A 24139-nucleotide genomic window follows, 5' to 3' on the forward strand; every position below is an offset into this window, starting at 1 on the left:
AAGGGGGAATGGACAAATGAAGATCGTATCAGCCCGTGATTTCAGTCTCCAACGGGAGGTGGATTACGGCACACCTGAGCAAAATGAGGCTGTGCGTACCATTATTCAGTCGGTACGCCAAGAGGGGGATGAGGCTGTCCTGCGGTATACGCAATCGTTTGATGGTGTATCGCTGATAGCAGAGCAACTTCGTGTGACGGAGGAAGAATTGAAGGCGGCATATGACAAGGTAGAGCCTTCCTTTTTACAGGCGATTCGAGAGGCGGCGGATAATATCCGTGCTTTTCACATGAAGCAAAAACGTAATTCGTGGATGGATTTACAGCCGGATGGTAGCTTGCTCGGCCAAATTATCCGACCGTTGAAACGTGTAGGCGTGTATGTTCCGGGCGGTAAAGCAGCCTATCCATCCTCGGTGCTGATGAATGTCATTCCCGCTCAGGTGGCTGGTGTACCGGAGATTGTCATGGTGACACCCCCGGCGACAGGCGGCAAGGCAGGGATAGATCCATATACACTGGTAGCTGCGGCAGAGGCTGGTGTAACGGAAATATATAGGGTTGGCGGAGCACAGGCGATTGCCTCTCTCGCTTACGGAACACATAGTATTGAACCAGTCGATAAAATTTGCGGTCCCGGCAACATTTATGTAGCGCTAGCGAAGCGCGAGGTGTACGGCGCGGTGGATATCGACAGTATAGCGGGACCAAGTGAAATTGTCGTGTTGGCTGACGACACGGCGAATGCCTCTTATGTAGCGGCTGACCTGCTCTCACAGGCGGAACATGACGAAATGGCCTCAGCCATACTGGTTACGCCCTCGCAACGCTTGGCCGAAGAAGTATCAGTTGAAGTACAACGCCAATTGGTGGAGCTGCCGCGCAGAGATATTGCTGCTGCATCGGTAGAGGCATACGGGGCTATCATTGTCGTCGACACTTTGGAAGAGGGCATCCATATTGTAAACCAACTGGCACCGGAACATTTAGAAATTATGACAGAGCAGCCGATGGAACATGTAGGTCTGATCGAAAACGCGGGAGCTATTTTCCTGGGAGCGTACAGCTCGGAGCCGGTAGGCGATTATTTTGCCGGACCTAACCACATTATCCCGACGAATGGAACGGCGCGGTTTTCTTCGCCAGTGGATATTGATGATTTTATCAAGAAGTCGAGTATGATCTACTACAGCAAGGAAGCGCTACTGCGCAATGGAGAGACGATTATGCAGCTTGCCCGCCATGAAGGACTGGAAGGTCACGCACGGGCGATACAAGTTCGATTGGACAATGAAAAGAAGGCGGTGGATGGCGATGGGGAACGAAAATAACGTAACAGGACGTACAGGCAGCGTCAGCCGAAAGACGAACGAAACGGATATTCAGCTATCTTTTGCAGTAGACGGCACAGGGCAAGCTGAGATTGAAACGGATGTTCCGTTTCTGAATCACATGCTGGATTTGTTCACCAAGCACGGACAATTTGATCTGAATGTACAGGCCAGAGGGGATGTTGATATCGACGATCATCATACCGTGGAGGACATTGGTATTTGTCTGGGGCAAACCTTGCTGGAAGCGTTGGGTGATAAAAAAGGAATTAAGCGCTATGCCAGCGTCTTTGTACCGATGGATGAGGCCCTCGCGCAAGTTGTCATTGATCTGAGTAACCGACCCCATTTTGAGTATCGTGCGGAGTATCCATCACAGCAGGTAGGGAGCTTTTCGACAGAGCTGGTGCATGAATTTCTGTGGAAATTTGCGTTGGAGGCTCGCATGACGCTACACGTCATCGTTCACTACGGGCAAAATACCCACCATATGATTGAGGCGGTGTTCAAGGCACTGGGACGTGCACTGGATGAAGCGACCTCCATTGATCCGCGGGTGACGGGAGTTCCTTCAACGAAGGGAGTGCTGTAGTCCATGTCCATTGCCATTGTGGATTACGGCAGAGGCAATCTGCATAGTGTGAGCAAGGCGGTTGAGCGTCTTGGCTATGAGGCTGTAGTAACGGGAGATGCCCAAGTGATTCGTTCCTCCAGCGGTGTGATTTTGCCGGGTGTAGGGGCATTCGGGGACGCTATGGAGCATTTGCGTTCCAGCGGATTGGATCGGGTGATTCAGGAGGTTGCAAGCGCGGGACAACCACTGCTCGGTGTTTGTCTAGGAATGCAACTGTTGTTCACTCGTGGTGAAGAATACGGCAGCCACGAAGGGCTTAATATTTTGCCAGGCGAGGTCGTTCGGTTTGCTCCTGATCTGGGGGTTAAAGTGCCGCATATGGGCTGGAATCGTCTGCGTATGACTCAGCCGGATCACCCGTTGCTACAGGGCTTGGAGGAAGGACATGTGTATTTTGTGCATTCCTATCATGCCAAGCCAGAGGTCGATAGTGACCTGCTGGCGATGACCGATTATGGCGGGCCCGTAACAGCTATCGTGGGCAGAGGCCACGTATATGGCATGCAGTTCCATCCAGAGAAAAGCGGGGAAATGGGGATGCAACTGCTTCGTCAGTTTTTGGAACTAGCGGAAGCGGAAAAGCGAGCGTAACGATTCGTGAGTCTGCAGTTGGTGGTACTCCAACTTTGGTCGTTGATTGATGTAAGGCATATAGATGTTGAATAGCTCACAAGGGGGTCATACTTTGTTCACGATATACCCGGCGATTGATATTCGCAATGGCAAATGTGTACGACTGGTACAAGGAGATTATAACCAGGAGACGATATACAACGAAAACCCGGTGGAGGTTGCCCAAGAATGGGAGCGTTTGGGCGGCTCCTACATTCACTTGGTTGATTTGGATGGTGCAAAAGCAGGTCAACCGGTGAACGATGAGCTCATTGGGCGCATCGCTTCTGCGGTGCAAGTGCCTGTACAAGTGGGTGGCGGCTTGCGTACACGTGAACATGTAGAGCGACTGTTGTCGCTGGGCGTGAGCCGCGTGATCTTGGGTACGGCAGCGATAGAGGATCGTGCTTTTACGGAAGCGGTATTGGGTACTTACGGTGATCGGATCGCCATTGGTCTGGATGCACGGAATGGCTATGTGGCCACGCGCGGATGGCTTGAAACCTCGGAGGTTCGAGCGGACGAATTGGCTGCTGAGTTGGCCTCCAAGGGAGCGGAAACGTTCATTTTCACAGACATTTCCCGCGACGGAATGATGCAGGGCCCGAATGTTGAGGCTATCGTAGCGCTTGCGAAAAGCAGTGGACGAACCGTGATCGCTTCCGGCGGTGTCAGCAAGATGGACGATCTAATCACGCTGAGCACCTATGCGAAAGAGGGTGTAGGCGGTGCTATTGTGGGTAAGGCATTGTATACAGGCAGCATTGATTTACAGGTCGCCGTACAAGCTGTAGCAAAGGCATAGGGGGAGTAGGCATGCTGGCTAAACGTATTATTCCCTGCTTGGATGTAAAGGATGGCAGGGTAGTTAAGGGCGTTAATTTTGTGAACTTACGCGATGCAGGCGATCCGGTGGAATTGGCGGCGCTTTATGACCGGGAAGGGGCGGATGAAATCGTATTTCTGGATATTTCTGCTTCAGTTGAAGGGCGTGCCACCATGGAAGAAGTAGTTCGTCAGACAGCTGGGGAAATTGCCATTCCTTTCACCGTAGGTGGCGGGATATCTCATGTCGATGATATGAAACGTATTTTGCGTGCCGGAGCTGATAAAATCGGCGTAAATACGGCGGCTGTCCGTAACCCTCAGCTGATTGCGGAGGGTGCGCGCAGCTTTGGCTCACAATGTATCGTTGTTGCCATTGATGCCAAGTACAACGAGGCGTGGGGCGAGTGGGAAGTGTATACGCACGGAGGCCGCACGCCATCTGGTATCCGAGCCTTGGCCTGGGCCAAGGAAGCTGAACAGTTGGGAGCCGGTGAGATTCTGCTGACCAGCATGAATGCGGACGGAACCAAGGACGGCTTTGACCTGCCACTGACTTCCGCGGTATCGGATACCGTCGGGATTCCAGTTATCGCTTCTGGTGGTGCAGGCAAACAGGAGCATTTCTATGACGTGTTTACGGCGGGCAAAGCGGATGCTGGATTAGCAGCAACGATTTTTCACTATAAAGAAATAGGAATCCCTGAGCTAAAACGGGATTTGAAGCGCAGAGGAGTGGAGATACGATGAGCAACGAATTGAACCAACAGCTATCTCTGGAGCAGATACTGGATAATGTACGCTGGAATGAGGCAGGACTTGTCTCGGCGATTGTGCAGGATGATGCTACGCTTCAGGTGCTGACGCTGGCCTATATGAACCGCGAGTCGCTGAAACTATCTTTGGAGTCGGGAGAGACCTGGTTCTGGTCTCGTTCTAGACAGGAGCTGTGGCACAAGGGGGCCACTTCGGGGAATACGCAAAAAATTAACTCCATCCAGCTGGATTGTGATGGTGATGCCCTGTTGGTACGTGTCATTCCGAGTGGTCCTGCCTGTCATACAGGAGCAACGAGCTGCTTTTTTCGTGATATTTCCGCGCCAGGAACGGCTGTAGCACCTGTTGCAGGAAATGCAGGAGAAAATCAAACCGATGATATTTCCAGTGCTTCAGCAGACCGCTTTGAGGTACTTGCTCAGCTGGAGGCCATTATTAAGGAGCGCGAAGAGACACGTCCTGAAGGGGCCTATACGACTTATCTTTTTGATAAAGGTGTAGACAAAATCTTGAAAAAGGTTGGCGAGGAAGCATCCGAGACGATCATTGCCGCCAAAAATAAAGATAATGACGAACTGCGCCTGGAGGTCAGCGATTTGATTTATCACCTGCTGGTGCTGTTGCAGGAGCGCAAGCTACCGCTCGATGACGTGCTGGCTGAGCTGAATCGCCGTCATGAACGTCCTCGTCGTGATTAGTACGGTTGTTGTAGTGTTGAAAGGGGGAGGGTCGCATGAAAATCGACTATCATACGCATCACGCCCGCTGCGGGCATGCCATAGGGAGTCTGGAAGAGTATGTACAGCAGGGAATTCGGCTGGGGCTGGATCAGCTCGGCTTGTCCGATCACATGCCACTACTGCATGTAAAACCGGCTGACTATTACCCGGAAATGGCGATGCCTATGGAGGAGCTGCCCCGCTACGTGGAAGAATGTTTGGAACTGAAGGAACGTTTTAAAGGGCAAATTGATATTCGTGTTGGCTTGGAAGGCGACTACATCGAGGGCTGGGAACGAGAAATCGAAGATATCATCACCGCGTATCCCTGGGATTATGTGATTGGTTCTGTCCACTTTCTCGGTGAATGGGATGTCACGGACTTCCGTCAGGTACACCATTGGGAAGGCAAAAATGTGCTTGAGGTGTACCGCACGTATTATGATGCGGTTTCCAAGGCGGCAGCTACCGGTTTGTATGACATCATGGGTCATCTGGATGTCATTAAGCGCTTCGGCTATCATCCGAAGCCGGAGGAAATGGAGGAGCTGCGTGAACTGGAGCGCTCCACACTCTCAGCCGTTGCCCGTAGCGGTCGGGCGATGGAGCTGAATGCATCAGGGCTTTCGAAGCCCTGTGCCGAGATGTTCCCGAGCCGCCGCATGCTGGAAGAAGCTTTTTCGCTAGGCATCCCGCTGACCGTAGGATCGGATGCTCATGATCCGGCGAAGCTGTCCGAGCACTTGGAGAAGGCACGCGCGCTTCTATATGAAGTCGGCTATCGCGAGCTTGCCGTATTTCAGCATCGCGAGCGCTTGCTGGTGCCGCTGACGCTTTAATTATTACGTTTATTGGGTCTAAGTATCATATCCAGTGGCTAGCCGAACGCTCCCTATTTATACAGGGAAAAAGCGCTCGGCTATTTAGCGTATTCTTGTATATATATCTATCGGTATACGAGCATGTATCCGTTTTTTGGAATGAGGTAGGATCGACTGTCAAGTCGTTTTGAAGTTGTGGTATACTGAAGGGTATGAACATGCCAGTTACTTTTAAAGGAGGTGCCTTGGTTATTTATGAAAGGGAAACATCTGCGAGTATCGGAACCTAGCCCTAAAATTATTGCTTTGCGTTTCGACGCATCTTTCTTTTTTGAGAAAGCTGTGCGCTCGCTTGATCGCAATCATTATGACAAGGCATTGAAATATTTTCGCAAAGCCGTTGAATATGAACCGGATAATCCGGTGAATCATTGCAATATGGCGGGTATATTATCAGAGATGGGGGATTATGCAGGTTCGAATGAGATCCTGTCCTCTGTTCTAAGTGACGTAGACTCGTCGATGACAGAGTGTTATTTCTATATGGCGAATAATTACGCTAATATGGAGCAGTTTGAAGAAGCGGAGAAAGCATTGGTCACGTACCTGGAGGAGGACGAAGAAGGCCAGTTTCTTGATGAAGCGGAGGAAATGATGGAGCTGCTCTATTATGAGCTGGACCGTCCAACGAAGCTGAACCGCATTAAGGCCCGGCAGGGAGTAGTAGAGCATGATCAGGCTCGTGTCCTGCTGGAGGAGGGGAAATTTGCTCAGGCAGCCCAGTTGCTCAAGCAAATTTCAGAGGAACAACCGGATATGTTCGCTGCGCGGAATAATCTGGCGCTGGCGTATTACTACATGGGGTTGTTCCAAAATGCTAAGGCTACCATTATTCAAGTGCTGGAAGATGAGCCGGGTAATTTACACGCATTGTGCAACTTGGCGATCTTTTATCAGCACGAGGGCGGCGGCCCGGAATTGGATCGTCTGGTGCAGACTTTGGCGGTTACTATACCGTTTCAGGAGGAGCAGGTATTCAAGCTGGCGACCACTATGGGGATTCTCGGACGCCATGAGGAGGCCTACAGACATTTCCGCAGGTTGCTTCATGGCGATGGAGAGAACAATGCGGACGCTTCTTTGTACCATTACACGGCGGTAGCTGCCAGCAATACGGGAAGATATGCGGAAGCTCGGCGGTTGTGGAGTCATTTGCAAAAGCAGGATGCTTCCTCGGAAGTTCCGCGGTTTTTCCTGTCCCGACTGGAGGAACTCCAGCAGGAGGGTACACCGCTGCAAGTGCTCAGCTATCATTATCATCTCCCGTTTGAGGAGCAATTCCGCATGTGGGAGAAGTTTGGCGCTGACAAGGTGCCTGACAGTATGAAGAAGGACCCGCTTATCCGGTCATCCTTCTTCTGGGCCTTGCGCCACGGGGACCGGGCGACTCAGCTTCAGGTCATTCAGGCGTTAAGCCTGATCGGTGATGATGAGGTACGTCAGGCACTGGAGTCCTTCGTAGAAGACCCGGACCAGGAGGATGAGCTGAAACGCCGTGCCTTGCAAGTATTGCAAGAGCTGGTGGAGCAGGGTGAGCAGAAAATGTACCCGGAAACGGAACATTCTGATCAGTTGGAGGTTGAGAACGATCCGCATACAATTGAAGGTGATGTATCTGCTTCCCCGGTTGATCCACAATGGCAGGCAGTGCTGGATAAGGTACTGACCGTCATGAGCAAGCCATCAGATCCGGCCATGCAGCACGATTTGAAATCGCTTTGGCTGGAGTATTTGGATCGGCTTGCCCCGGAAGTTCCGATGGTTCAGCATACTGAGGGATGGGCAGCGGCGCTGGAATATTTGACAGCCAAAATGCATCATCATTCAGTCACCTATCAGGAAGTAGCCGATCGTTATGGTATTTCCGTATCGACCGTAAGCCGCTATGCACGCCAGATTGACAGCGTGTGTGGTATCAAACAGAAGCTGAAGCAGCCGCTCTCCACGTTTAAAAAGCAGGTCTGAGACCTGCTCCAAACATCACTTAAAGGAGGCAACAAACGTATGTATAAATCCATAATTATTGGTACAGGTCCTGCAGGCTACACAGCGGCTATTTATTTGGCACGCGCTAACATGAATCCGCTGATCATTGAAGGGATGCAGCCCGGTGGGCAGCTTACTACAACGACCGAAATTGAAAATTTCCCGGGTTTTGAGCAAGGTATCCTCGGGCCTGAACTGATGGATAATATGCGCAAGCAGGCTGAACGCTTTGGCGCTGAATTTACTTCCGGATGGGTAGAGGAAGTAGATTTCAGCAAACGCCCTTTTAAAGTGAAGGTAGAGGGTAAAGGTATCATTGAGGCGGAGTCGGTCATTATTGCTACAGGCGCGTCCGCTAAATACCTTGGTATTCCGGGTGAGCAGGACAATGTAGGTCGCGGAGTCAGCACGTGCGCAACTTGCGATGGCTTCTTTTTCCGCGGGAAAAAGATTGTCGTGGTTGGCGGTGGCGATTCAGCCATGGAGGAAGCGAGTTTCTTGACTCGTTTTGCTTCCAGCGTAACCTTGGTCCATCGTCGCGATGAGTTACGGGCATCCAAAATTATGCAAGATCGTGCGCGTGAGAACGAAAAAGTACATTGGGCATTAAACCGGACTCCTCTGGAAGTTGTGACGGGAGAAGCTGGCTTAAAAGGTTTGAAGGTACACAATAATGAGACCAATCAGGATGAGCTGATTGAGGTAGATGGCGTGTTCGTAGCCATCGGGCATACACCGAACACAGGTTTCCTGAACGGACAAATCCATACCGATGAACACGGCTATATTGTAGTGAAGCCAGGCACAACGGAAACGAACATCCCCGGAGTTTTTGCCTGTGGTGACGTACAGGATAACCGTTACCGTCAAGCTATTACGGCTGCGGGAACGGGCTGTATGGCGGCTATGGACTGCGAGAAGTATCTCGAAGGCAGTGCTGTTCACGACTGGAGCGAAACACTGGACCAATAAAAGCGTGTCTATAGTACACAAAAAGGCTAACGGGAGAGCGAAGGAAACCTCTGTTATGCTGCATCTTTTATTCAGGAAGAGAAAGCCTGCTGCGTTTGCACAGGCTTTCTCCTTTTTATGGGTGCAGGTGGTTAAAAATTCCGCTAATCGTACACTTTTCAACAAGGAAGTGTCCTTGACCGTAACGGGGGCTTCAATTATAGTTGGAACGTAGGATTACTATTATGAAGTAGGAATTGTAAGCATATATTTTATACCAGGTTTTTAAGTAAACATAAAGGTGGCTTGGAACATGTCTGAAAGTATCTATGTGGGTGTCGATTTGGGCGGTACAGCGATTAAAGTCGGCATTTGTAATGAAAACGGACAGCTTTTGCACACATACGAGGGACCAACCGAAACCGATAAAGGTGTAGACGTTGTCATCGGTAATATCGAAAAATATGTGCGACACATTGTTGAGCAATCTCCCTATGAGTGGGATCAACTAAAGGGTGTCGGTGCGGGCGTTGCAGGTTTTACGAATGTTCGCGAAGGTATTATTGTCCTCGCACCCAATATTGGCTTTCGAGACGTACCGATTCGTGCGCTTCTAGAGGAACGGATCGGCAAGCCTGTGAAAATAGACAATGATGCCAATGTTGCCGCGCTTGGCGAAGCTTGGGCCGGAGCAGGCAAAGGTATCGAAAATTGCGTATGCTATACCCTGGGAACAGGTGTTGGGGGTGGCATTATTATTAATGGTAAAATATATCAAGGTTTCTCGGGTATGGCTGGAGAAATTGGCCATATCAGCGTCGTACCTGATCTGGAGGCTATTCAGTGTGGATGCGGCAAAATGGGTTGTTTGGAAACCGTATCTTCTGCAACAGGCATTATTCGTATGGCCAAGGATGCTGTGGAACGTGGCGATCGGACCTCTCTGGCGCTGGAAGATCAAATTGCTGCCAAAGAAGTATTCGATGCTGCCAAAGCCGGGGATGAAGTCGCGCTGCGTATCGTGAACCGTGCTGCTTTTTATTTGGGGAAATCTATGGCAGCAGTTGCCGCTGTGCTTAATCCAGAGTTGTTTATTATAGGTGGCGGTGTTTCCAAAGCAGGCGACTTTTTGTTTGAAGAGATGCGTCGCGTGTACACCAAGCTGGCACCTGAGCCCCTTCAAAAAGGGGTATCGATTGTTCCAGCTGTGCTGGGCAATGACGCAGGTATCGTTGGGGCAGCAGGTTTGTTGCTACGTTCCTGATCCACAGGTTACTGATAATACGGGTACTGGCATAGAGCGAAGAAGCAAAAGGAGAGGGAAGTCCATATGACAGATAACCTAAAAAATGCTGCGCCGTGGGCAACGCTCATTATTATTACGGGGATGTCAGGCGCAGGGAAGACCATTGCGGTTCAGAGCCTGGAAGACTTGGGCTTCTTCTGCGTTGATAATTTGCCTCCTGTACTGATTCCCAAATTTGCCGAGTTAATTGAGCAGTCTAACGGTAAAATAGGCAAGGTGGCACTCGTAATTGATTTACGTGGACGAGAATTTTTCACTGCCTTGTCGGAATCGTTGAATTATATTAAAGATCATTTTACGATTCATTGTGAAATTTTATTCTTAAACGCGAATGATGGCGTTCTCGTACAGCGGTATAAGGAAAGCCGTAGACGTCATCCGCTGGCTCCAGACGGCATGCCTTTAGACGGGATTCGGTTGGAGCGCAAGATGTTGGAAGAATTAAAAAGCTCGGCTACACAGGTTATTGATACAAGTGTGATGAAGCCTGCAACCTTAAAGGCGAGGATTATTTCACGATTTTCTCATTTGGAGAGCAGTATGCTTTCCGTGAACATTACTTCTTTTGGCTTCAAGTATGGTATTCCCATTGATGCCGATCTTATATTCGATGTGCGCTTCCTGCCTAATCCCCACTATGTGGACCAACTACGTCCCCACACGGGACAGGATAGCGATGTATATGATTATGTCATGAAATGGCCCGAGACTCAGGCATTCTTGACCAAGTTGCTGGATATGTTACATTTTTTGATTCCGCAATATCGCAAAGAAGGCAAAAGCCAGGTCATTATCGGCATTGGCTGTACTGGCGGTAAGCATCGTTCTGTTGCAATATCGGAGTATTTAGGAAAAATGCTGGGTGCCAGCGAGACAGAATCTGTTTCTGTTTCGCATCGGGATGCTGATCGGGACCGGCATTAATGAGGTGAAATCATGAAAGAGACCGGATCACAACGGGAGCGCCCACGTATTGTTGTTATGGGCGGCGGAACCGGCTTGTCCGTCATGCTGCGGGGCTTAAAGCAAAAGCCGCTAGATATTACGGCTATTGTTACAGTCGCTGATGATGGCGGAAGCTCCGGGATTTTGCGCAGTGAGCTGCAGATGCCCCCTCCAGGGGATATTCGCAATGTGCTGACTGCCTTGGCTGACGTGGAACCAGTGATGTCAGATATGCTGAAATACCGTTTCGGTGCGGGATCAGGATTGTCAGGCCATAGCCTGGGTAATCTGATTTTAGCAGCGATGACCGATATATCGGGAGATTTTGTAACGGCGGTGCGTGAGCTTAGTCGTGTATTTGCTGTCCGGGGACGTGTGCTGCCGGCAGCCGAGGAAGGCGTTGTGCTAAGCGCAGAAATGGAGGATGGCACGGTGATTACCGGAGAGTCCAAGATCCCGGAAGCGGGCGGACGAATCAAACGCGTCTTTCTTGAACCGACTCACGTGGAGCCGTTGCCTGAGGCTGTAGAGGCCATTAATGAGGCTGATGCGATTTTGATTGGCCCCGGCAGTCTATATACCAGCATATTACCAAATTTGCTTGTACCTAAACTCGCTGAAGCTGTAGTAAAATCAGACGCTATCAAAATATTTGTCTGTAACGTTATGACCCAGCCTGGAGAAACTGATGGCTATACGGTAGGAGATCACCTGCAAGCTATTTTTGAGCATGTAGGGCACCATCTCTTCGACTATGTCATTGTAAATAACGGAGAAATTCCACCCCAAGTACAGGAAATGTATGCCGAGCAGGGAGCTAAGCCAGTTCAAGTAGACATGGGCGAGCTGACTGACCGGGGATATAAAGTGGTGGCAGATACATTAGTTCTGTTCCGCACGTATTTACGGCATGATGCCGACAAATTGAGCCAGCATATTTACCAATTGGTACAAAACTGGATATTAAGAAGGAGGTGAGTCCCTTGTCCTTTGCGGCACAAACGAAAAAAGAGCTTACGATGATTGAAAGCCATTCCTGCTGTGAGAAAGCGGAACTATCTGCGCTCATACGTATGCTCGGATCCGTACAACTGTCGAATAAAAGGGTGATATTGGACGTGTCCACAGAAAATGCCGCGATTGCAAGGCGGATTTACTCCTTGATCAAGAAGCATTTTCAACTTCATATCGAACTGCTTGTACGGAAAAAAATGCGCTTGAAAAAAAATAATGTGTACATTGTCCGTATTCCCAATGGTGTGCAACAGCTGCTAAAGGATCTTTATATCGTCTCAGAAGGTTTCTTGTTCACTGACGGGATTAATCGGGATATCGTTCGGAAAAACTGTTGTAAGAGGGCTTATTTGCGGGGCGCCTTTATGGCAGGTGGCTCTGTCAACAATCCTGAAGGATCGTCTTACCACCTTGAAATTTCTTCGATGTATGAGGAGCATTGTCAGGCACTCGTTGATCTTGCGAATGAGTTTCACCTTAATGCTCGTTGTATTGAGCGAAAAAAAGGTTTTATTCTCTACATCAAGGAAGGCGAGAAGATCATTGAGCTGCTTAGCATCATTGGGGCGCATCAAGCCTTGTTCAAATTTGAAGATGTACGCATTATGCGCGATATGCGCAATTCCGTAAATCGCATTGTCAATTGTGAAACGGCTAATTTGAACAAGACGATCGGAGCTGCTGTCCGGCAAATTGAGAATATTAAGTTGCTGGAGAGGGAAGTTGGTTTGGAGACCTTGCCGGATAAACTGCGTGAAGTGGCAGAAATTCGGCTCGCTCATCCCGATTTGAATTTAAAAGAAGTCGGGGAAATGCTCAAAGGGGTCGTGAGTAAATCGGGTGTAAATCATCGGCTTCGCAAAATTGATGAGATGGCTGACAAAATCAGGGGCGAAAATGGCCTGATTCCGTAAAAAGAATGTCCGTGGGGCTTTCAGCCCCAGTTTTTTTAGTTTTTTTTCTAGTGTCTGTCCTGGGTTAATGTTATAATGTGATAAATAAAATGGAGTAAGTAGTGTCCAGATTTATTTGATGAGGGGGTAAGCTGACATGTCAAAACATCCGGTAGTCGTACGCTTGAAAACAGGACTGCACGCCAGACCTGCTGCGTTGTTCGTACAGGAAGCGAATAAATATTCATCTGAGATTTTTGTGGAAAAAGATGACAAAAAGGTTAATGCCAAGAGCATCATGGGTATTATGAGTCTTGCCATCAGTACAGGTACTGAAATCAATATTAGTGCTGAAGGTGCGGATGCCGAACAGGCTGTAAACGCTTTAGTAAGTCTGGTTAGTAAGGTAGAGCTGGAAAATCAATAAACAAAGATTTGCTTTGTAATATGGTGTATGCTCTTAGTGAAAAGCCCCTTTTGGGGCTTTTTTTGTATCCAGAAAAAAGTCTTCGAAAACTCCTCCGTTAACTGTTTTATGGATGGATTTGTTGAATATAGATACCGTATTAAGTTCAAACTATAAATAATTAAAATCCCCGTGGTCATGCTCTGTTTCGGAAATTTGTACGCTTGGCTGCAACCTTTTTCCGTCTTTTCCGTCTGGAAGGTACAAACATTTTCAAGAAAGAGGTTGAATTCAATGAGACTTTGGACAAAAACAGTAGCCACGGCAGTTCTCGCAGGAGCATTAATGGCAGGGGGAGTAGCAGGAGGGTTGTGGACAGGGGCAGATCGTGCTTATGCTGCGTCAACAGCTTCGACGGTAAACGGTGTAATTAATGTGACTGGAAGTGGGGAAGTATTAGCGAAGCCCGATATTGCTTATCTCTCTATCGGTGTACAATCGGAAGGGAATACGGCAGCCGCTGCTCAAAAAGCCAATGCTACAAAATTGAACAAGGTTACACAACTGTTGAAAGAAAAGTGGAGCATCAGCGCAGATGACATTCAGACCAGCCAGTTTTATGTACAGCCTAACTACACCTATGACGAAAAAGAAGGGCAGAAGCTCAAAGGCTACACTGCCAACCATACACTTTCCGTCAAATACCGCGATTTGGATAAAATCGGTCAGTTGTTGGATGAGGCGACCAAGTCCGGAGCCAATAACGTAGATAATGTACGTTTTTCCGTGGAAAATCCTTCGACTTATGAAGAAGAAGCCATTACTAAGGCATTGGGAAGCGCACAATCTAAAGCCAGTGCTGTAGCTAAAGCAGCCAAACGCGGGTTAGGTGCCCTTGTGAGTGTGACGGTAGATGGCGGAGAAGCACAAATCTTTACACAGCGTGAAAATGCCATGTCAAAATCGCTCTTGGACGTAGCAGGTGGCGGTACAGAGATACAATCGGGGCAAGTAACAGTGAAAGTTCAGGTGTCGGCTCAATACGAAATGAACTAATATAGATCATCAAACGAAGCCACAAGCGGCCTGCATCATGTGCAGGCTGGCTTGCTGGCTCTTTTTGTATACCGAAACCTTTTTGTAATGAGTCTGTCATAGCTAAGGGTTATTAGGTGTACATATTGAAATCGGAGAGTGTATAGATTGTAAACTACATACAATAGGGTATAGATATAATAAGAAAAGTAATTATCACACATAGACAATTCAGATCATTAACAGGAGGAATATTTAATATGAGTAAGCATGCAAAAAAATGGGGTTCAGCACTGCTGGCGGCAGGGATTTTCGCAGGAGTCACAGCTGTTCCCGTTTCCTATATCCAGGCAGCATCGACGAAGCAGCAGCAAGCAACAACACAGCAACCAGGAATCACCATTCAATGGAATGGTAAAACGTTGCCCGCTAAAGGTGTGCAAGTGAACGGGAGTACAATGATTCCGGTGGCCGCACTGCGTGACAGCCTGGGGATTCCAGTAAGCTATGATGCGAAAACAGCGACATATACCGTAGGTAGCGGGTACAATAAACTTTACATTATGGCTTCTTCCTCGGATGCCTACGTCAACGTCAATGGAATCAATACACGTAGCATGGATGCCAAACAGATCGCTGGGAAGCTATACATTCCTATGAGTCTGCTGAAAGACTATCTGGGCATAGATGCTCAATGGAATGCAGCTCAGAAAACAGTAACGCTGAGTAAAAGCCAGCTAAATCCGATCACAATTGCGTCTCAAACACTTCCAGCTTCAAGTAATGCAAAGGTGTCCTACAAGATTAAGTACCCGCAAATTAGTGGCAGCCAGCTGAATCCTGAGGCTCAACAGGCCATTAACAATGTGCTTAAAAAGCATGCAGAAGGTATAGTGGCAGCAGGCAAAAAGATGATGGCTGAGGGAGAGGCTACAACAGAAAGACCGTATGAGTTCGGGAATGATTTTGCGATTGCCTATAACAAAGATGGTATTCTGAGTGTGATTATGCAGGACTACTCGTATACGGGTGGCGCACATGGCATGACAGCACGTAAAGGATATACGTTCTCGCTCGCTGATGGTAAACTGCTGCAATTGTCTGACGTATTGAAGGCAAATCCGAACTACAAAAAGTTCCTCAATGTTGATTTGAAGAAAAAAATTGATGCACTTCAGGCTGGCGAAGGATTCGGCAAATTTAAAGAGCTGGCGGCAGATCAGAATTTTTATGTGACTAACAGTGGAGTAACAATCGTGTTTGATTTGTATGATTATGCGCCATACGCGTATGGAATTCCGGAGTTTACCTATTCGTTCGGTCAATTGCTGCCTCAAGGCGGAAAGCCTTTTGCGGGACAGAATGAATAGTAGAAATAAATAAGTTCAATTGTCTATAACCTAAAAAACAATAAAGCAAAAAAGCTGCCTACCGGATAAGAAAATCCGGAGCAGCTTTTTCATTTACCAGTTAACGAGAGATGAATTTCTTCCCTTATACACCTTCTGGAGAGGAGCTAGTTAGCACTTTATCAATAATACCGTATTCCTTGGCATCATCAGCAGACATGAAGTAGTCACGGTCTGTATCTTTTTCAATGCGCTCCAGTGGTTGGCCTGTGCGATCTGCGAGAATGCGGTTCAGTTTATCACGCATTTTCAGAATGCGGCGTGCGCGGATTTCGATATCCGTTGCCTGACCTTGTGCACCACCCAGGGGTTGGTGAATCATAATTTCACTGTTTGGCAAAGCGAAACGTTTACCTTTGGCGCCTGCATTCAGCAAGAACGCGCCCATGGAAGCCGCCATACCTACGCAAATCGTAGATACGTCAGGTTTAATGTATTGCATCGTATCGAAAATGGCCATACCAGCTGTAATGGAACCGCCAGGGCTGTTAATATACAAGTGAATATCTTTTTCAGGATCTTCGGCAGCCAAAAACAGCATTTGCGCAATTATAGAGTTGGCTACAACGTCATTGACGTCCGAGCCTAACAAAATAATGCGATCCTTTAACAGTCTGGAATAAATGTCATAGGCGCGTTCGCCGCGGTTACTTTGTTCTACTACCATAGGAACATAGCTCACGTCAAAAAACCTCCCTTAAATATCGTTAGTGGATTTGGTGGACATGCCGATTACACGTCCCTTATTTATAAACTGTTACCGTATTAACCACATGATAAACAATTTCAAACAAAAAGTCAAAGAAAGTCAAACTAATGATTAAAAAAAAGAGCCCTCAGCGCTCTTATTGGTTAAAAGACTATATAGAAGCATTTAAGCGTTCATTTAAAATGGCGCGCCCGCGAGGAATCGAACCTCGATCTCAGGCTCCGGAGGCCTACGTCATATCCGTTGGACCACGGGCGCATAGTTGAATCAATGCAAACAACTAACTAATTAAACAGCTAATTGGAAACAAAGATGATTATATGATATACAGCAGTGAATTGCAAGCTTTTATTAAATGCGCATATTCAGATAAATGGTTGAGAAATATAGGTTCAGATAGACTTGCATGTGGAGCAAATATTGGTTAAGATATACGTGGGACTTAAAAAGTTATCCCGGGACGTTTTAAGACCAGTTAGAGATAGAGCATTAGAGACAGAACTTAGAAGTGTGCGGGAGTGGAAAGCATGCGAAAGATATTAGAAATACAGAAGCAGCTTCTGCCCGACCTCATGGATGTTTTGAAAAAAAGGTACACGATCCTGCATCAGATTATGCTGTCCGATGTTGTTGGACGCAGAACACTGGCAGCTTCACTGAACATGACCGAGCGCGTGTTGCGCGCCGAAACCGATCTTCTTAAAGCTCAGGGGCTAATTGAGATTGAGAGTGTAGGCATGAAGGTGAGCAAAGCAGGACTGGATCTGCTGGAACAGCTGGAGCCGATTGCGAACAACTTGTTCGGCCTGTCCCAATTGGAGGACCAGATTCGTCAAGCCTATGGTTTGAGGAAGGTGGTTGTCGTTCCAGGGGATTCGGATGCTTCTCCGTTAACAAAGCAGGAGCTGGGGCGCGCTGGAGCAAAAGCGTTGCTGAGTGTTATGGACGACGAGGATGTGGTCGCTGTAACAGGTGGCACGACGATTGCCGACGTGGCGGAACAACTGGCACTACCTTCTAATGGCCCACTTAAGGGTGGGTGGTTTGTACCGGCACGCGGGGGTTTGGGAGAAAGCATGGAAATGCAGGCCAACACAATTGCTTCCACAATGGCTCGCAAGGTAGGCGCTCAATACCGTCTGCTCCATGTACCGGATTTGCTCAGCAATCATGCTTACAACTCCTTGCTTGAAGATACGAACATTCAGGATATATTGAGCCTGATTCGCGAGAGTCGTATCATCATTCACGGGATAGGCAACGCCATAGCGATGGCACATAGACGTAAACTTGATCCCGAAACCTTTGCCCAGATCAGCAGTGAAGGAGCGGTAGCCGAATCGTTTGGTTATTACTTTAACGAAGATGGCGTCGTTGTTCACAGAATGCTGACGCTTGGACTCCGATTGGAGGACATTAGGCGTACCGATACGGTTCTAGGTGTAGCTGGAGGCAAAAACAAGGCGGCCGCTATTCATGCGGTACTGCGTTTCGGGCAAGAGGACATTCTAGTCACCGACGAAGGCGCTGCTGTTGAGATTGTAAGTCGTTATTTAAATGATTAATATAGGATTTATGAATAATGTTGTCTTGACGGACTTTCGGGTCTGTCTTGAATATATAAAACTAAACTAAACGAACTTTGGGAGGAACTCACTCATGACAGTTAAAGTTGGTATTAACGGTTTCGGACGTATTGGACGCCTTGCTTTCCGCCGGATTCAAAATGTGGAAGGTATTGAAGTAGTAGCAATCAATGACTTGACAGATTCCAAAATGTTGGCACATTTGTTGAAATATGATACAACACAAGGTAATTTCCAAGGACAAGTAGAAGTACATGACGGCTTCTTCAAAGTAAACGGTAAAGAAGTTAAAGTTTTGGCTAACCGCAACCCTGAAGAACTGCCTTGGGGAGACCTGGGTGTAGACATCGTTCTGGAATGTACAGGTTTCTTCACAACTAAAGAAGCTGCTGAGAAACATTTGAAAGGCGGCGCTAAAAAAGTTGTTATCTCCGCTCCAGCTACTGGCGACATGAAAACTGTCGTTTACAACGTAAACCATGAAATTCTGGACGGTACTGAAACTGTAATCTCCGGTGCTTCTTGCACAACAAACTGCCTGGCTCCTATGGCTAAAACACTGCAAGACAAATTTGGTATCATCGAAGGTTTGATGACTACAATTCATGCTTACACTGGCGACCAAAACACTTTGGATGCTCCACATGCTAAAGGTGACTTCCGTCGTGCTCGTGCAGCAGCTGAAAACATCATCCCTAACACAACTGGTGCTGCTAAAGCAATCGGTTTGGTTATCCCTGAGTTGAAAGGTAAATTGGATGGCGCGGCTCAACGTGTTCCAGTACCTACAGGTTCCCTGACTGAGCTGGTAACAGTTCTGGAGAAAAACGTAACTGCTGAAGAAATCAACGCTGCGATGAAAGAAGCTTCTGATCCTGAAACTTATGGATACACTGAAGATCAAATCGTTTCTTCCGACATCAAAGGTCTTACTTTCGGTTCTTTGTTTGATGCAACTCAAACTAAAGTTCTGACTGTTGGTGACAAACAACTGGTGAAAACTGTAGCTTGGTATGACAATGAAATGTCCTACACTGCACAATTGATCCGCACGTTGGAATACTTCGCTAAACTGGCTAAATAAGAACAGTCTTATTGAGCAACATCATAGAGCGGAAACAGGTTATTGTTTCCGCTCTTTATATATCAAATGTGCCTTAAATTCCTGATTCGTAAAATTATAAGGGTGCGGAGGAATATGGAGATGAACAAAAAGAGCGTACGTGATATAGAACTGAATGGAAAACGGGTGTTTGTTCGTGTAGATTTTAACGTTCCGGTTGAGGACGGTAAAATTACGGATGACAAGCGTATTCGTGAAACCTTGCCAACCATTAACTACCTGATTGAAAAAGGTGCAAAAGTTATTTTGGCGAGTCACTTTGGACGTCCAAAAGGTCAGGTTGTTGAATCCATGCGTCTGACTCCTGTTGGCGTACGTTTGTCTGAGCTGCTGAAAAAGCCAGTAGTTAAAGTGGACGAATCGGTAGGCGAAGCTGTTAAAGCGAAAGTGGCTGAACTGCAAAACGGCGACGTGCTGTTGCTTGAAAATGTACGTTTCTATGCAGGAGAAGAAAAGAATGATCCTGAATTGGCGAAGCAATTTGCTGAATTGGCCGACGTTTTCGTGAATGACGCATTTGGTGCAGCACACCGTGCTCATGCTTCCACAGAAGGTATCGCGCATCTTCTTCCGGCTGTTTCCGGCCTGCTGATGGAGAAAGAATTGTCTGTAATCGGTAAAGCTCTTTCAAACCCAGATCGTCCTTTTACAGCCATTATCGGCGGTTCCAAGGTAAAAGACAAAATCGACGTGATTGACAACCTGCTGAACATTGCAGATAACGTAATCATTGGCGGCGGTTTGGCTTATACATTCTTCAAAGCTCAAGGTCATGAAGTGGGTCAATCCCTACTGGATGAATCCAAACTGGACGTAGCTCTTGGATTTATCGAAAAAGCGAAGAAACTCGGCAAAAACTTCTACCTTCCGGTTGATATTGTTGTATCTGACGATTTCAGCGCTACGGCGAACACGAACATCGTGGATATCGACGGCATTCCTGCAGATTGGGAAGGCGTGGACATCGGACCGAAAACACGTAAAATCTATGCAGATGTGATCAAAAACTCCAAACTGGTTGTATGGAACGGACCAATGGGCGTATTTGAAATCGAGCCTTTCGCTGGTGGTACTCGTGAAGTAGCGGAAGCTTGCGCAACAACAGAAGCATACACCATCATTGGTGGCGGTGATTCTGCGGCTGCGGCTGAAAAATTCCACTTGGCTGACAAAATGGATCATATCTCCACTGGCGGCGGCGCATCTCTGGAATTTATGGAAGGCAAAGCACTTCCGGGTGTTGTTGCACTGAACGATAAATAATCAAACGCACTATGCGTGAATAAAGCTTTAGGGCACCTAATAGTTAGGAGTTGAAACCATTGAGAACACCGATTATCGCGGGTAACTGGAAGATGTTTAAAACCGTACCAGAAGCTAAAACTTTCATCGAAGAGATCAAAGGCAAAGCAGAGGTTGCAGGAGTGGAAAGCGTGATTTGCGCACCATTTACGAATCTTCCTGCTCTGGTTGAAGCAGTAAAAGGCACGTCTATTAAAATTGGCGCGCAAAACCTTCACTTTGCAGAAGATGGTGCATTTACAGGTGAAATTAGCGGTGGAATGCTGAAAGATCTGGGCGTAGACTACGTTGTGATCGGACACTCCGAACGTCGTGAATATTTTAATGAAACAGACGAAACGGTGAACAAAAAGGTTCATGCAGCATTCCGTCATGGCCTGACTCCAATCGTATGTGTAGGCGAAAAGCTGGAAGATCGTGAAGCTGGACAAACCAAAGAGGTTGTAAAAGTGCAAACTGTAGCAGCTTTTGCTGGTTTGGCTAAGGATCAGGCTGCGCAAGTAGTTGTTGCTTATGAGCCAATCTGGGCCATCGGAACAGGCAAATCCTCCACTTCGCAGGATGCGAATGAAGTGATTTCCTATATCCGTAGTCTGATTAAAGAGCTGTATGATGAAAATACAGCAAATGCTGTACGTATTCAGTATGGTGGCAGTGTAAAACCTGAAAATGTTACTGAGTACCTGGGTCAAAGCGATATCGACGGCGCGCTCGTGGGCGGTGCCAGTCTTCAACCGGCGTCGTACATCGCGCTTGTTGAGGGGGCGAAGTAAGATGACAGCACCAAAACCGGTAGCTTTAATTATTATGGACGGGTTCGGATTGCGTGACACCGTAGAAGGTAATGCGGTTGCGCAGGCCAACAAACCGAATTACGACCGGTATTTACAACAGTATCCTCATACAACGCTGACGGCTTCTGGCGAAGCAGTGGGTCTGCCTGAAGGACAAATGGGTAACTCCGAAGTAGGTCACTTGAACATCGGTGCAGGCCGAATTGTATATCAAGACTTGACTCGTATTTCGAAGTCCATTCGTGACGGTGAGTTCTACGACAATGAAACACTGGTTAAAGCAGTGCAACATGCTAAGAAGAACAACACGAAACTTCACCTGTACGGACTTCTGTCTGACGGCGGCGTGCATAGCCATATCAGCCATCTGTTCGCTATGCTGGACTTGGCGAAAAAAGAAGGCTTAACTGAAGTGTACATTCATGCTTTCATGGATGGACGCGACGTTATGCCTGACAGCGGCGTTGGCTTCATGCAGCAACTGATCGCCAAAATTCAAGAAGTGGGCGTAGGCAAAATTGCGACTGTACAAGGACGCTATTATGCTATGGACCGCGACAAACGTTGGGAACGTGTGGAGAAATCTTACCGTGCAATCGTATACGGAGAAGGCCCTCAATACACAGATCCAATGGAAGCATTGAAAGAATCGTATGAAAAATCAGTGTTCGACGAATTTGTGGAGCCAACTGTTATTGTGAAGGCTGACGGAAGTCCTGTAGGGCTGGTCGAAAGCAATGACTCTGTTATCTTCCTCAATTTCCGTCCTGACCGTGCGATTCAACTGTCTCAAGTATTTACAAACGCGGACTTCCGTGGTTTTGACCGTGGCCCGAAATTGCCTAAAGATTTGCACTTTGTTTGCCTGACGTTGTTCAGCGAAACGGTTGAAGGCTTTGTAGCTTACGAACCGAAAAACCTGGATAACACGTTTGGTGAAGTGTTGGTTCAAAACAACAAAAAGCAATTGCGTATTGCTGAGACTGAAAAATATCCGCACGTTACTTTCTTTTTCAGTGGCGGACGTGATGTGGAGCTTCCTGGCGAAACTCGTATTTTGATCAACTCGCCTAAAGTGGCTACATATGACTTGCAGCCGGAAATGAGTGCGTATGAAGTAGCGGATGCTGCTGTTAAGGAAATCGAAGCCGACAAGCATGATGCGATTATCCTGAACTTTGCCAATCCGGATATGGTTGGACACTCCGGTATGCTGGAGCCAACGATTAAGGCGGTAGAGACGACGGATGAATGTGTTGGACGTGTTGTAGATGCGGTTAAAGCCAAAGGCGGCGTGGTTATTATCATTGCTGACCATGGTAACGCGGATATGGAAATTGATGAGCAGGGACGTCCGTTCACAGCTCACACAACTAATCCGGTTCCGTTCATTTTGACTGACGAAAATATCGTTTTGCGTGAGCATGGAATACTGGCTGACGTAGCTCCAACGCTTCTGGATTTGATGCAACTTCCGCAACCTGCGGAAATGACAGGAAAATCTATGATTGCATCCCGCAAGTAAGCTTGATTTAATAAGTATAGGCTTGACCAATAAATCATGATTCACAAAGGAGATTAAGTACAAATGACTATTATTTCTGACGTGTACGCTCGCGAAGTCCTCGACTCCCGTGGTAACCCTACGGTTGAAGTTGAAGTATATCTGGAATCCGGTGCTATCGGTAGTGCTATCGTTCCTTCCGGTGCCTCCACAGGCGCTCACGAAGCTGTAGAGCTTCGTGATAACGATAAATCCCGTTACCTGGGTAAAGGCGTTCTGCAAGCTGTTAAAAACGTGAACGAAATTATTGCTCCTGAAGTAATCGGCTTGGATGCTGTGAACCAAGTAGAAATCGACACGCTGATGATCAAATTGGATGGTACACATAACAAAGGTAAATTGGGTGCAAACGCAATTCTGGCTGTATCCATGGCTGTAGCTCGCGCTGCTGCTGAAGCTCTGGGCTTGCCACTGTACACTTACCTGGGCGGATTCAATGCTAAACAATTGCCAGTGCCAATGATGAACATCGTTAACGGTGGCGCTCATGCCGACAATAACGTTGACGTACAAGAGTTCATGGTTCTGCCTGTAGGCGCTCCTACATTCAAAGAAGCTCTGCGTGTAGGCGCAGAAATCTTCCACAACCTGAAATCCGTACTGAACTCCAAAGGTTTGAACACAGCTGTTGGTGATGAAGGTGGTTTTGCTCCTAACTTCAAATCTAACGAAGAAGCTCTGTCCACTATTATCGAAGCGATCGAAAAAGCTGGTTACAAACCAGGTGTTGACGTATTCCTCGGTATGGACGTTGCCTCCACTGAGTTCTTCAAAGATGGAAAATACACTTTGGAAGGCGAAGGCAAATCCTTCACTTCTGCTGAGTTCGTTGACCTGCTTGCTTCTTGGGTTGATAAATACCCAATCATCACGATTGAAGATGGTTGCTCCGAAGATGACTGGGAAGGTTGGAAATTGCTCACTGAAAAATTGGGCAACAAAATCCAATTGGTTGGTGACGACCTGTTCGTAACAAACACAGAGCGTCTGGCTAAAGGTATCGATGAAAACATCGGTAACTCCATCCTGATCAAAGTAAACCAAATCGGTACGCTGACTGAAACATTCGATGCTATCGAATTGGCTAAACGCGCAGGATACACAGCTGTTATCTCTCACCGTTCCGGTGAATCCGAAGACAGCACAATCGCTGATATCGCTGTTGCAACAAATGCAGGCCAAATTAAAACAGGTGCTCCTTCCCGTACTGACCGTATTGCGAAGTACAACCAATTGCTCCGCATTGAGGATCAACTGGGTGAACTGGCTCAATACCACGGCCTGAAATCTTTCTACAACCTGAAAAAATAATATTGCGCAAACATGCTGATGGCGTCT

Annotated in this window: 23 protein-coding genes and 1 tRNA gene; 22 read left to right on the forward strand and 2 right to left on the reverse strand. The window is 47.5% G+C overall.

The window, feature by feature from the left end; translation table 11 throughout:
- The first annotated feature begins 16 nt into the window (after positions 1-16).
- From hisD to KAI36_RS00945, 16 genes are all read left to right on the forward strand, one after another.
- Positions 17-1330: a histidinol dehydrogenase gene (gene hisD, locus KAI36_RS00870; protein ID WP_220026619.1), complete on the forward strand. Its 1314-nt coding sequence runs from the start codon at positions 17-19 to the stop codon at positions 1328-1330.
- Complete coding sequence (gene hisB, locus KAI36_RS00875) at positions 1314-1922, forward strand: imidazoleglycerol-phosphate dehydratase HisB (RefSeq protein WP_013308245.1); 609 nt, start codon at positions 1314-1316, stop codon at positions 1920-1922. Before hisD ends, hisB begins: the two co-directional genes overlap by 17 nt.
- A gap of 3 nt (positions 1923-1925) precedes the next feature.
- Positions 1926-2555, forward strand: coding sequence for an imidazole glycerol phosphate synthase subunit HisH (gene hisH / locus KAI36_RS00880; protein WP_220026620.1), 630 nt, complete (start codon positions 1926-1928; stop codon positions 2553-2555).
- 94 nt (positions 2556-2649) lie between these two features.
- Positions 2650-3381, forward strand: a complete 732-nt coding sequence (gene hisA, locus KAI36_RS00885; protein WP_013308247.1) for a 1-(5-phosphoribosyl)-5-[(5-phosphoribosylamino)methylideneamino]imidazole-4-carboxamide isomerase — start codon at positions 2650-2652, stop codon at positions 3379-3381.
- Positions 3382-3392: 11 nt separating this feature from the next.
- Positions 3393-4151, forward strand: coding sequence for an imidazole glycerol phosphate synthase subunit HisF (gene hisF, locus KAI36_RS00890; RefSeq protein WP_013308248.1), 759 nt, complete (start codon positions 3393-3395; stop codon positions 4149-4151).
- On the forward strand, positions 4148-4876 hold the full coding sequence (gene hisIE, locus KAI36_RS00895; RefSeq protein ID WP_220026621.1) for a bifunctional phosphoribosyl-AMP cyclohydrolase/phosphoribosyl-ATP diphosphatase HisIE: 729 nt from the start codon (positions 4148-4150) through the stop codon (positions 4874-4876). The genes hisF and hisIE overlap by 4 nt, the downstream gene beginning before the upstream one ends.
- A gap of 35 nt (positions 4877-4911) precedes the next feature.
- A complete protein-coding gene (gene hisJ / locus KAI36_RS00900) occupies positions 4912-5736 on the forward strand; it encodes a histidinol-phosphatase HisJ (RefSeq protein WP_220026623.1) in 825 nt (274 codons plus the stop codon).
- A gap of 237 nt (positions 5737-5973) precedes the next feature.
- Positions 5974-7743: a tetratricopeptide repeat protein gene (locus KAI36_RS00905; RefSeq protein ID WP_220026624.1), complete on the forward strand. Its 1770-nt coding sequence runs from the start codon at positions 5974-5976 to the stop codon at positions 7741-7743.
- 39 nt (positions 7744-7782) lie between these two features.
- Positions 7783-8736 (forward strand): thioredoxin-disulfide reductase, encoded by a 954-nt coding sequence (trxB, locus tag KAI36_RS00910; RefSeq protein ID WP_013308252.1) that lies wholly within the window; start codon positions 7783-7785, stop codon positions 8734-8736.
- Positions 8737-9028: 292 nt separating this feature from the next.
- Entirely contained in the window at positions 9029-9979 is a 951-nt protein-coding gene (locus KAI36_RS00915) for an ROK family glucokinase (protein ID WP_071639085.1), read from the forward strand.
- A gap of 66 nt (positions 9980-10045) precedes the next feature.
- Entirely contained in the window at positions 10046-10945 is a 900-nt protein-coding gene (rapZ, locus tag KAI36_RS00920) for an RNase adapter RapZ (protein WP_013308254.1), read from the forward strand.
- Positions 10946-10957: 12 nt separating this feature from the next.
- Positions 10958-11944: a gluconeogenesis factor YvcK family protein gene (locus KAI36_RS00925; protein WP_023986485.1), complete on the forward strand. Its 987-nt coding sequence runs from the start codon at positions 10958-10960 to the stop codon at positions 11942-11944.
- A 5-nt stretch (positions 11945-11949) separates the two neighbouring features.
- Entirely contained in the window at positions 11950-12894 is a 945-nt protein-coding gene (gene whiA / locus KAI36_RS00930; RefSeq protein WP_220026625.1) for a DNA-binding protein WhiA, read from the forward strand.
- 136 nt (positions 12895-13030) lie between these two features.
- A complete protein-coding gene (locus tag KAI36_RS00935; protein ID WP_013308257.1) occupies positions 13031-13300 on the forward strand; it encodes an HPr family phosphocarrier protein in 270 nt (89 codons plus the stop codon).
- A 273-nt stretch (positions 13301-13573) separates the two neighbouring features.
- A complete protein-coding gene (locus KAI36_RS00940; RefSeq protein ID WP_220026626.1) occupies positions 13574-14335 on the forward strand; it encodes an SIMPL domain-containing protein in 762 nt (253 codons plus the stop codon).
- Positions 14336-14574: 239 nt separating this feature from the next.
- Positions 14575-15684 (forward strand): PdaC/SigV domain-containing protein, encoded by a 1110-nt coding sequence (locus KAI36_RS00945; RefSeq protein WP_220026628.1) that lies wholly within the window; start codon positions 14575-14577, stop codon positions 15682-15684.
- Positions 15685-15808: 124 nt separating this feature from the next.
- Here the strand turns inward: KAI36_RS00945 and clpP are convergent, their stop codons facing one another.
- Both clpP and KAI36_RS00955 read right to left on the reverse strand, forming a co-directional pair.
- Entirely contained in the window at positions 15809-16405 is a 597-nt protein-coding gene (gene clpP / locus KAI36_RS00950) for an ATP-dependent Clp endopeptidase proteolytic subunit ClpP (protein ID WP_013368815.1), read from the reverse strand.
- 210 nt (positions 16406-16615) lie between these two features.
- Positions 16616-16690 (reverse strand) — tRNA-Arg (locus KAI36_RS00955).
- A gap of 269 nt (positions 16691-16959) precedes the next feature.
- Here KAI36_RS00955 and KAI36_RS00960 point away from each other — a divergent pair.
- The 6 genes from KAI36_RS00960 (at position 16960) to eno (ending at position 24112) form a co-directional block, all read left to right on the forward strand.
- A complete protein-coding gene (locus KAI36_RS00960; RefSeq protein ID WP_220026629.1) occupies positions 16960-17997 on the forward strand; it encodes a sugar-binding transcriptional regulator in 1038 nt (345 codons plus the stop codon).
- Between the two features lie 94 nt (positions 17998-18091).
- Positions 18092-19102: a type I glyceraldehyde-3-phosphate dehydrogenase gene (gene gap / locus KAI36_RS00965; RefSeq protein WP_220026630.1), complete on the forward strand. Its 1011-nt coding sequence runs from the start codon at positions 18092-18094 to the stop codon at positions 19100-19102.
- A gap of 120 nt (positions 19103-19222) precedes the next feature.
- Positions 19223-20404 (forward strand): phosphoglycerate kinase, encoded by a 1182-nt coding sequence (locus KAI36_RS00970; protein WP_025722932.1) that lies wholly within the window; start codon positions 19223-19225, stop codon positions 20402-20404.
- Positions 20405-20463: 59 nt separating this feature from the next.
- Positions 20464-21216, forward strand: a complete 753-nt coding sequence (tpiA, locus tag KAI36_RS00975) for a triose-phosphate isomerase (protein ID WP_013308264.1) — start codon at positions 20464-20466, stop codon at positions 21214-21216.
- A 1-nt stretch (position 21217) separates the two neighbouring features.
- Positions 21218-22762 carry a 2,3-bisphosphoglycerate-independent phosphoglycerate mutase gene (gene gpmI, locus KAI36_RS00980; RefSeq protein ID WP_028541876.1) on the forward strand — a complete coding sequence of 515 codons (1545 nt, stop codon included), beginning with the start codon at positions 21218-21220 and terminating at the stop codon, positions 22760-22762.
- A 63-nt stretch (positions 22763-22825) separates the two neighbouring features.
- Complete coding sequence (eno, locus tag KAI36_RS00985) at positions 22826-24112, forward strand: phosphopyruvate hydratase (protein ID WP_013308266.1); 1287 nt, start codon at positions 22826-22828, stop codon at positions 24110-24112.
- Positions 24113-24139: the final 27 nt, after the last annotated feature.

Source organism: Paenibacillus sp. S02 (assembly GCF_019454065.1).
GTDB classification, from domain to species: domain Bacteria; phylum Bacillota; class Bacilli; order Paenibacillales; family Paenibacillaceae; genus Paenibacillus; species Paenibacillus polymyxa_B.

Excerpts from the sequence above, each read along its gene's own strand:
- hisD (WP_220026619.1), top strand. The coding sequence starts at position 17 with ATGAAGATCGTATCAGCCCGTGATTTCAGTCTCCAACGGGAGGTGGAT.
- hisB (WP_013308245.1), top strand. The coding sequence starts at position 1,314 with ATGGGGAACGAAAATAACGTAACAGGACGTACAGGCAGCGTCAGCCGA.
- hisH (WP_220026620.1), top strand. The coding sequence starts at position 1,926 with ATGTCCATTGCCATTGTGGATTACGGCAGAGGCAATCTGCATAGTGTG.
- hisF (WP_013308248.1), top strand. The coding sequence starts at position 3,393 with ATGCTGGCTAAACGTATTATTCCCTGCTTGGATGTAAAGGATGGCAGG.
- hisIE (WP_220026621.1), top strand. The coding sequence starts at position 4,148 with ATGAGCAACGAATTGAACCAACAGCTATCTCTGGAGCAGATACTGGAT.
- hisJ (WP_220026623.1), top strand. The coding sequence starts at position 4,912 with ATGAAAATCGACTATCATACGCATCACGCCCGCTGCGGGCATGCCATA.
- KAI36_RS00905 (WP_220026624.1), top strand. The coding sequence starts at position 5,974 with ATGAAAGGGAAACATCTGCGAGTATCGGAACCTAGCCCTAAAATTATT.
- trxB (WP_013308252.1), top strand. The coding sequence starts at position 7,783 with ATGTATAAATCCATAATTATTGGTACAGGTCCTGCAGGCTACACAGCG.
- KAI36_RS00915 (WP_071639085.1), top strand. The coding sequence starts at position 9,029 with ATGTCTGAAAGTATCTATGTGGGTGTCGATTTGGGCGGTACAGCGATT.
- rapZ (WP_013308254.1), top strand. The coding sequence starts at position 10,046 with ATGACAGATAACCTAAAAAATGCTGCGCCGTGGGCAACGCTCATTATT.
- KAI36_RS00925 (WP_023986485.1), top strand. The coding sequence starts at position 10,958 with ATGAAAGAGACCGGATCACAACGGGAGCGCCCACGTATTGTTGTTATG.
- KAI36_RS00935 (WP_013308257.1), top strand. The coding sequence starts at position 13,031 with ATGTCAAAACATCCGGTAGTCGTACGCTTGAAAACAGGACTGCACGCC.
- KAI36_RS00940 (WP_220026626.1), top strand. The coding sequence starts at position 13,574 with ATGAGACTTTGGACAAAAACAGTAGCCACGGCAGTTCTCGCAGGAGCA.
- KAI36_RS00945 (WP_220026628.1), top strand. The coding sequence starts at position 14,575 with ATGAGTAAGCATGCAAAAAAATGGGGTTCAGCACTGCTGGCGGCAGGG.
- KAI36_RS00960 (WP_220026629.1), top strand. The coding sequence starts at position 16,960 with ATGCGAAAGATATTAGAAATACAGAAGCAGCTTCTGCCCGACCTCATG.
- gap (WP_220026630.1), top strand. The coding sequence starts at position 18,092 with ATGACAGTTAAAGTTGGTATTAACGGTTTCGGACGTATTGGACGCCTT.
- KAI36_RS00970 (WP_025722932.1), top strand. The coding sequence starts at position 19,223 with ATGAACAAAAAGAGCGTACGTGATATAGAACTGAATGGAAAACGGGTG.
- gpmI (WP_028541876.1), top strand. The coding sequence starts at position 21,218 with ATGACAGCACCAAAACCGGTAGCTTTAATTATTATGGACGGGTTCGGA.
- eno (WP_013308266.1), top strand. The coding sequence starts at position 22,826 with ATGACTATTATTTCTGACGTGTACGCTCGCGAAGTCCTCGACTCCCGT.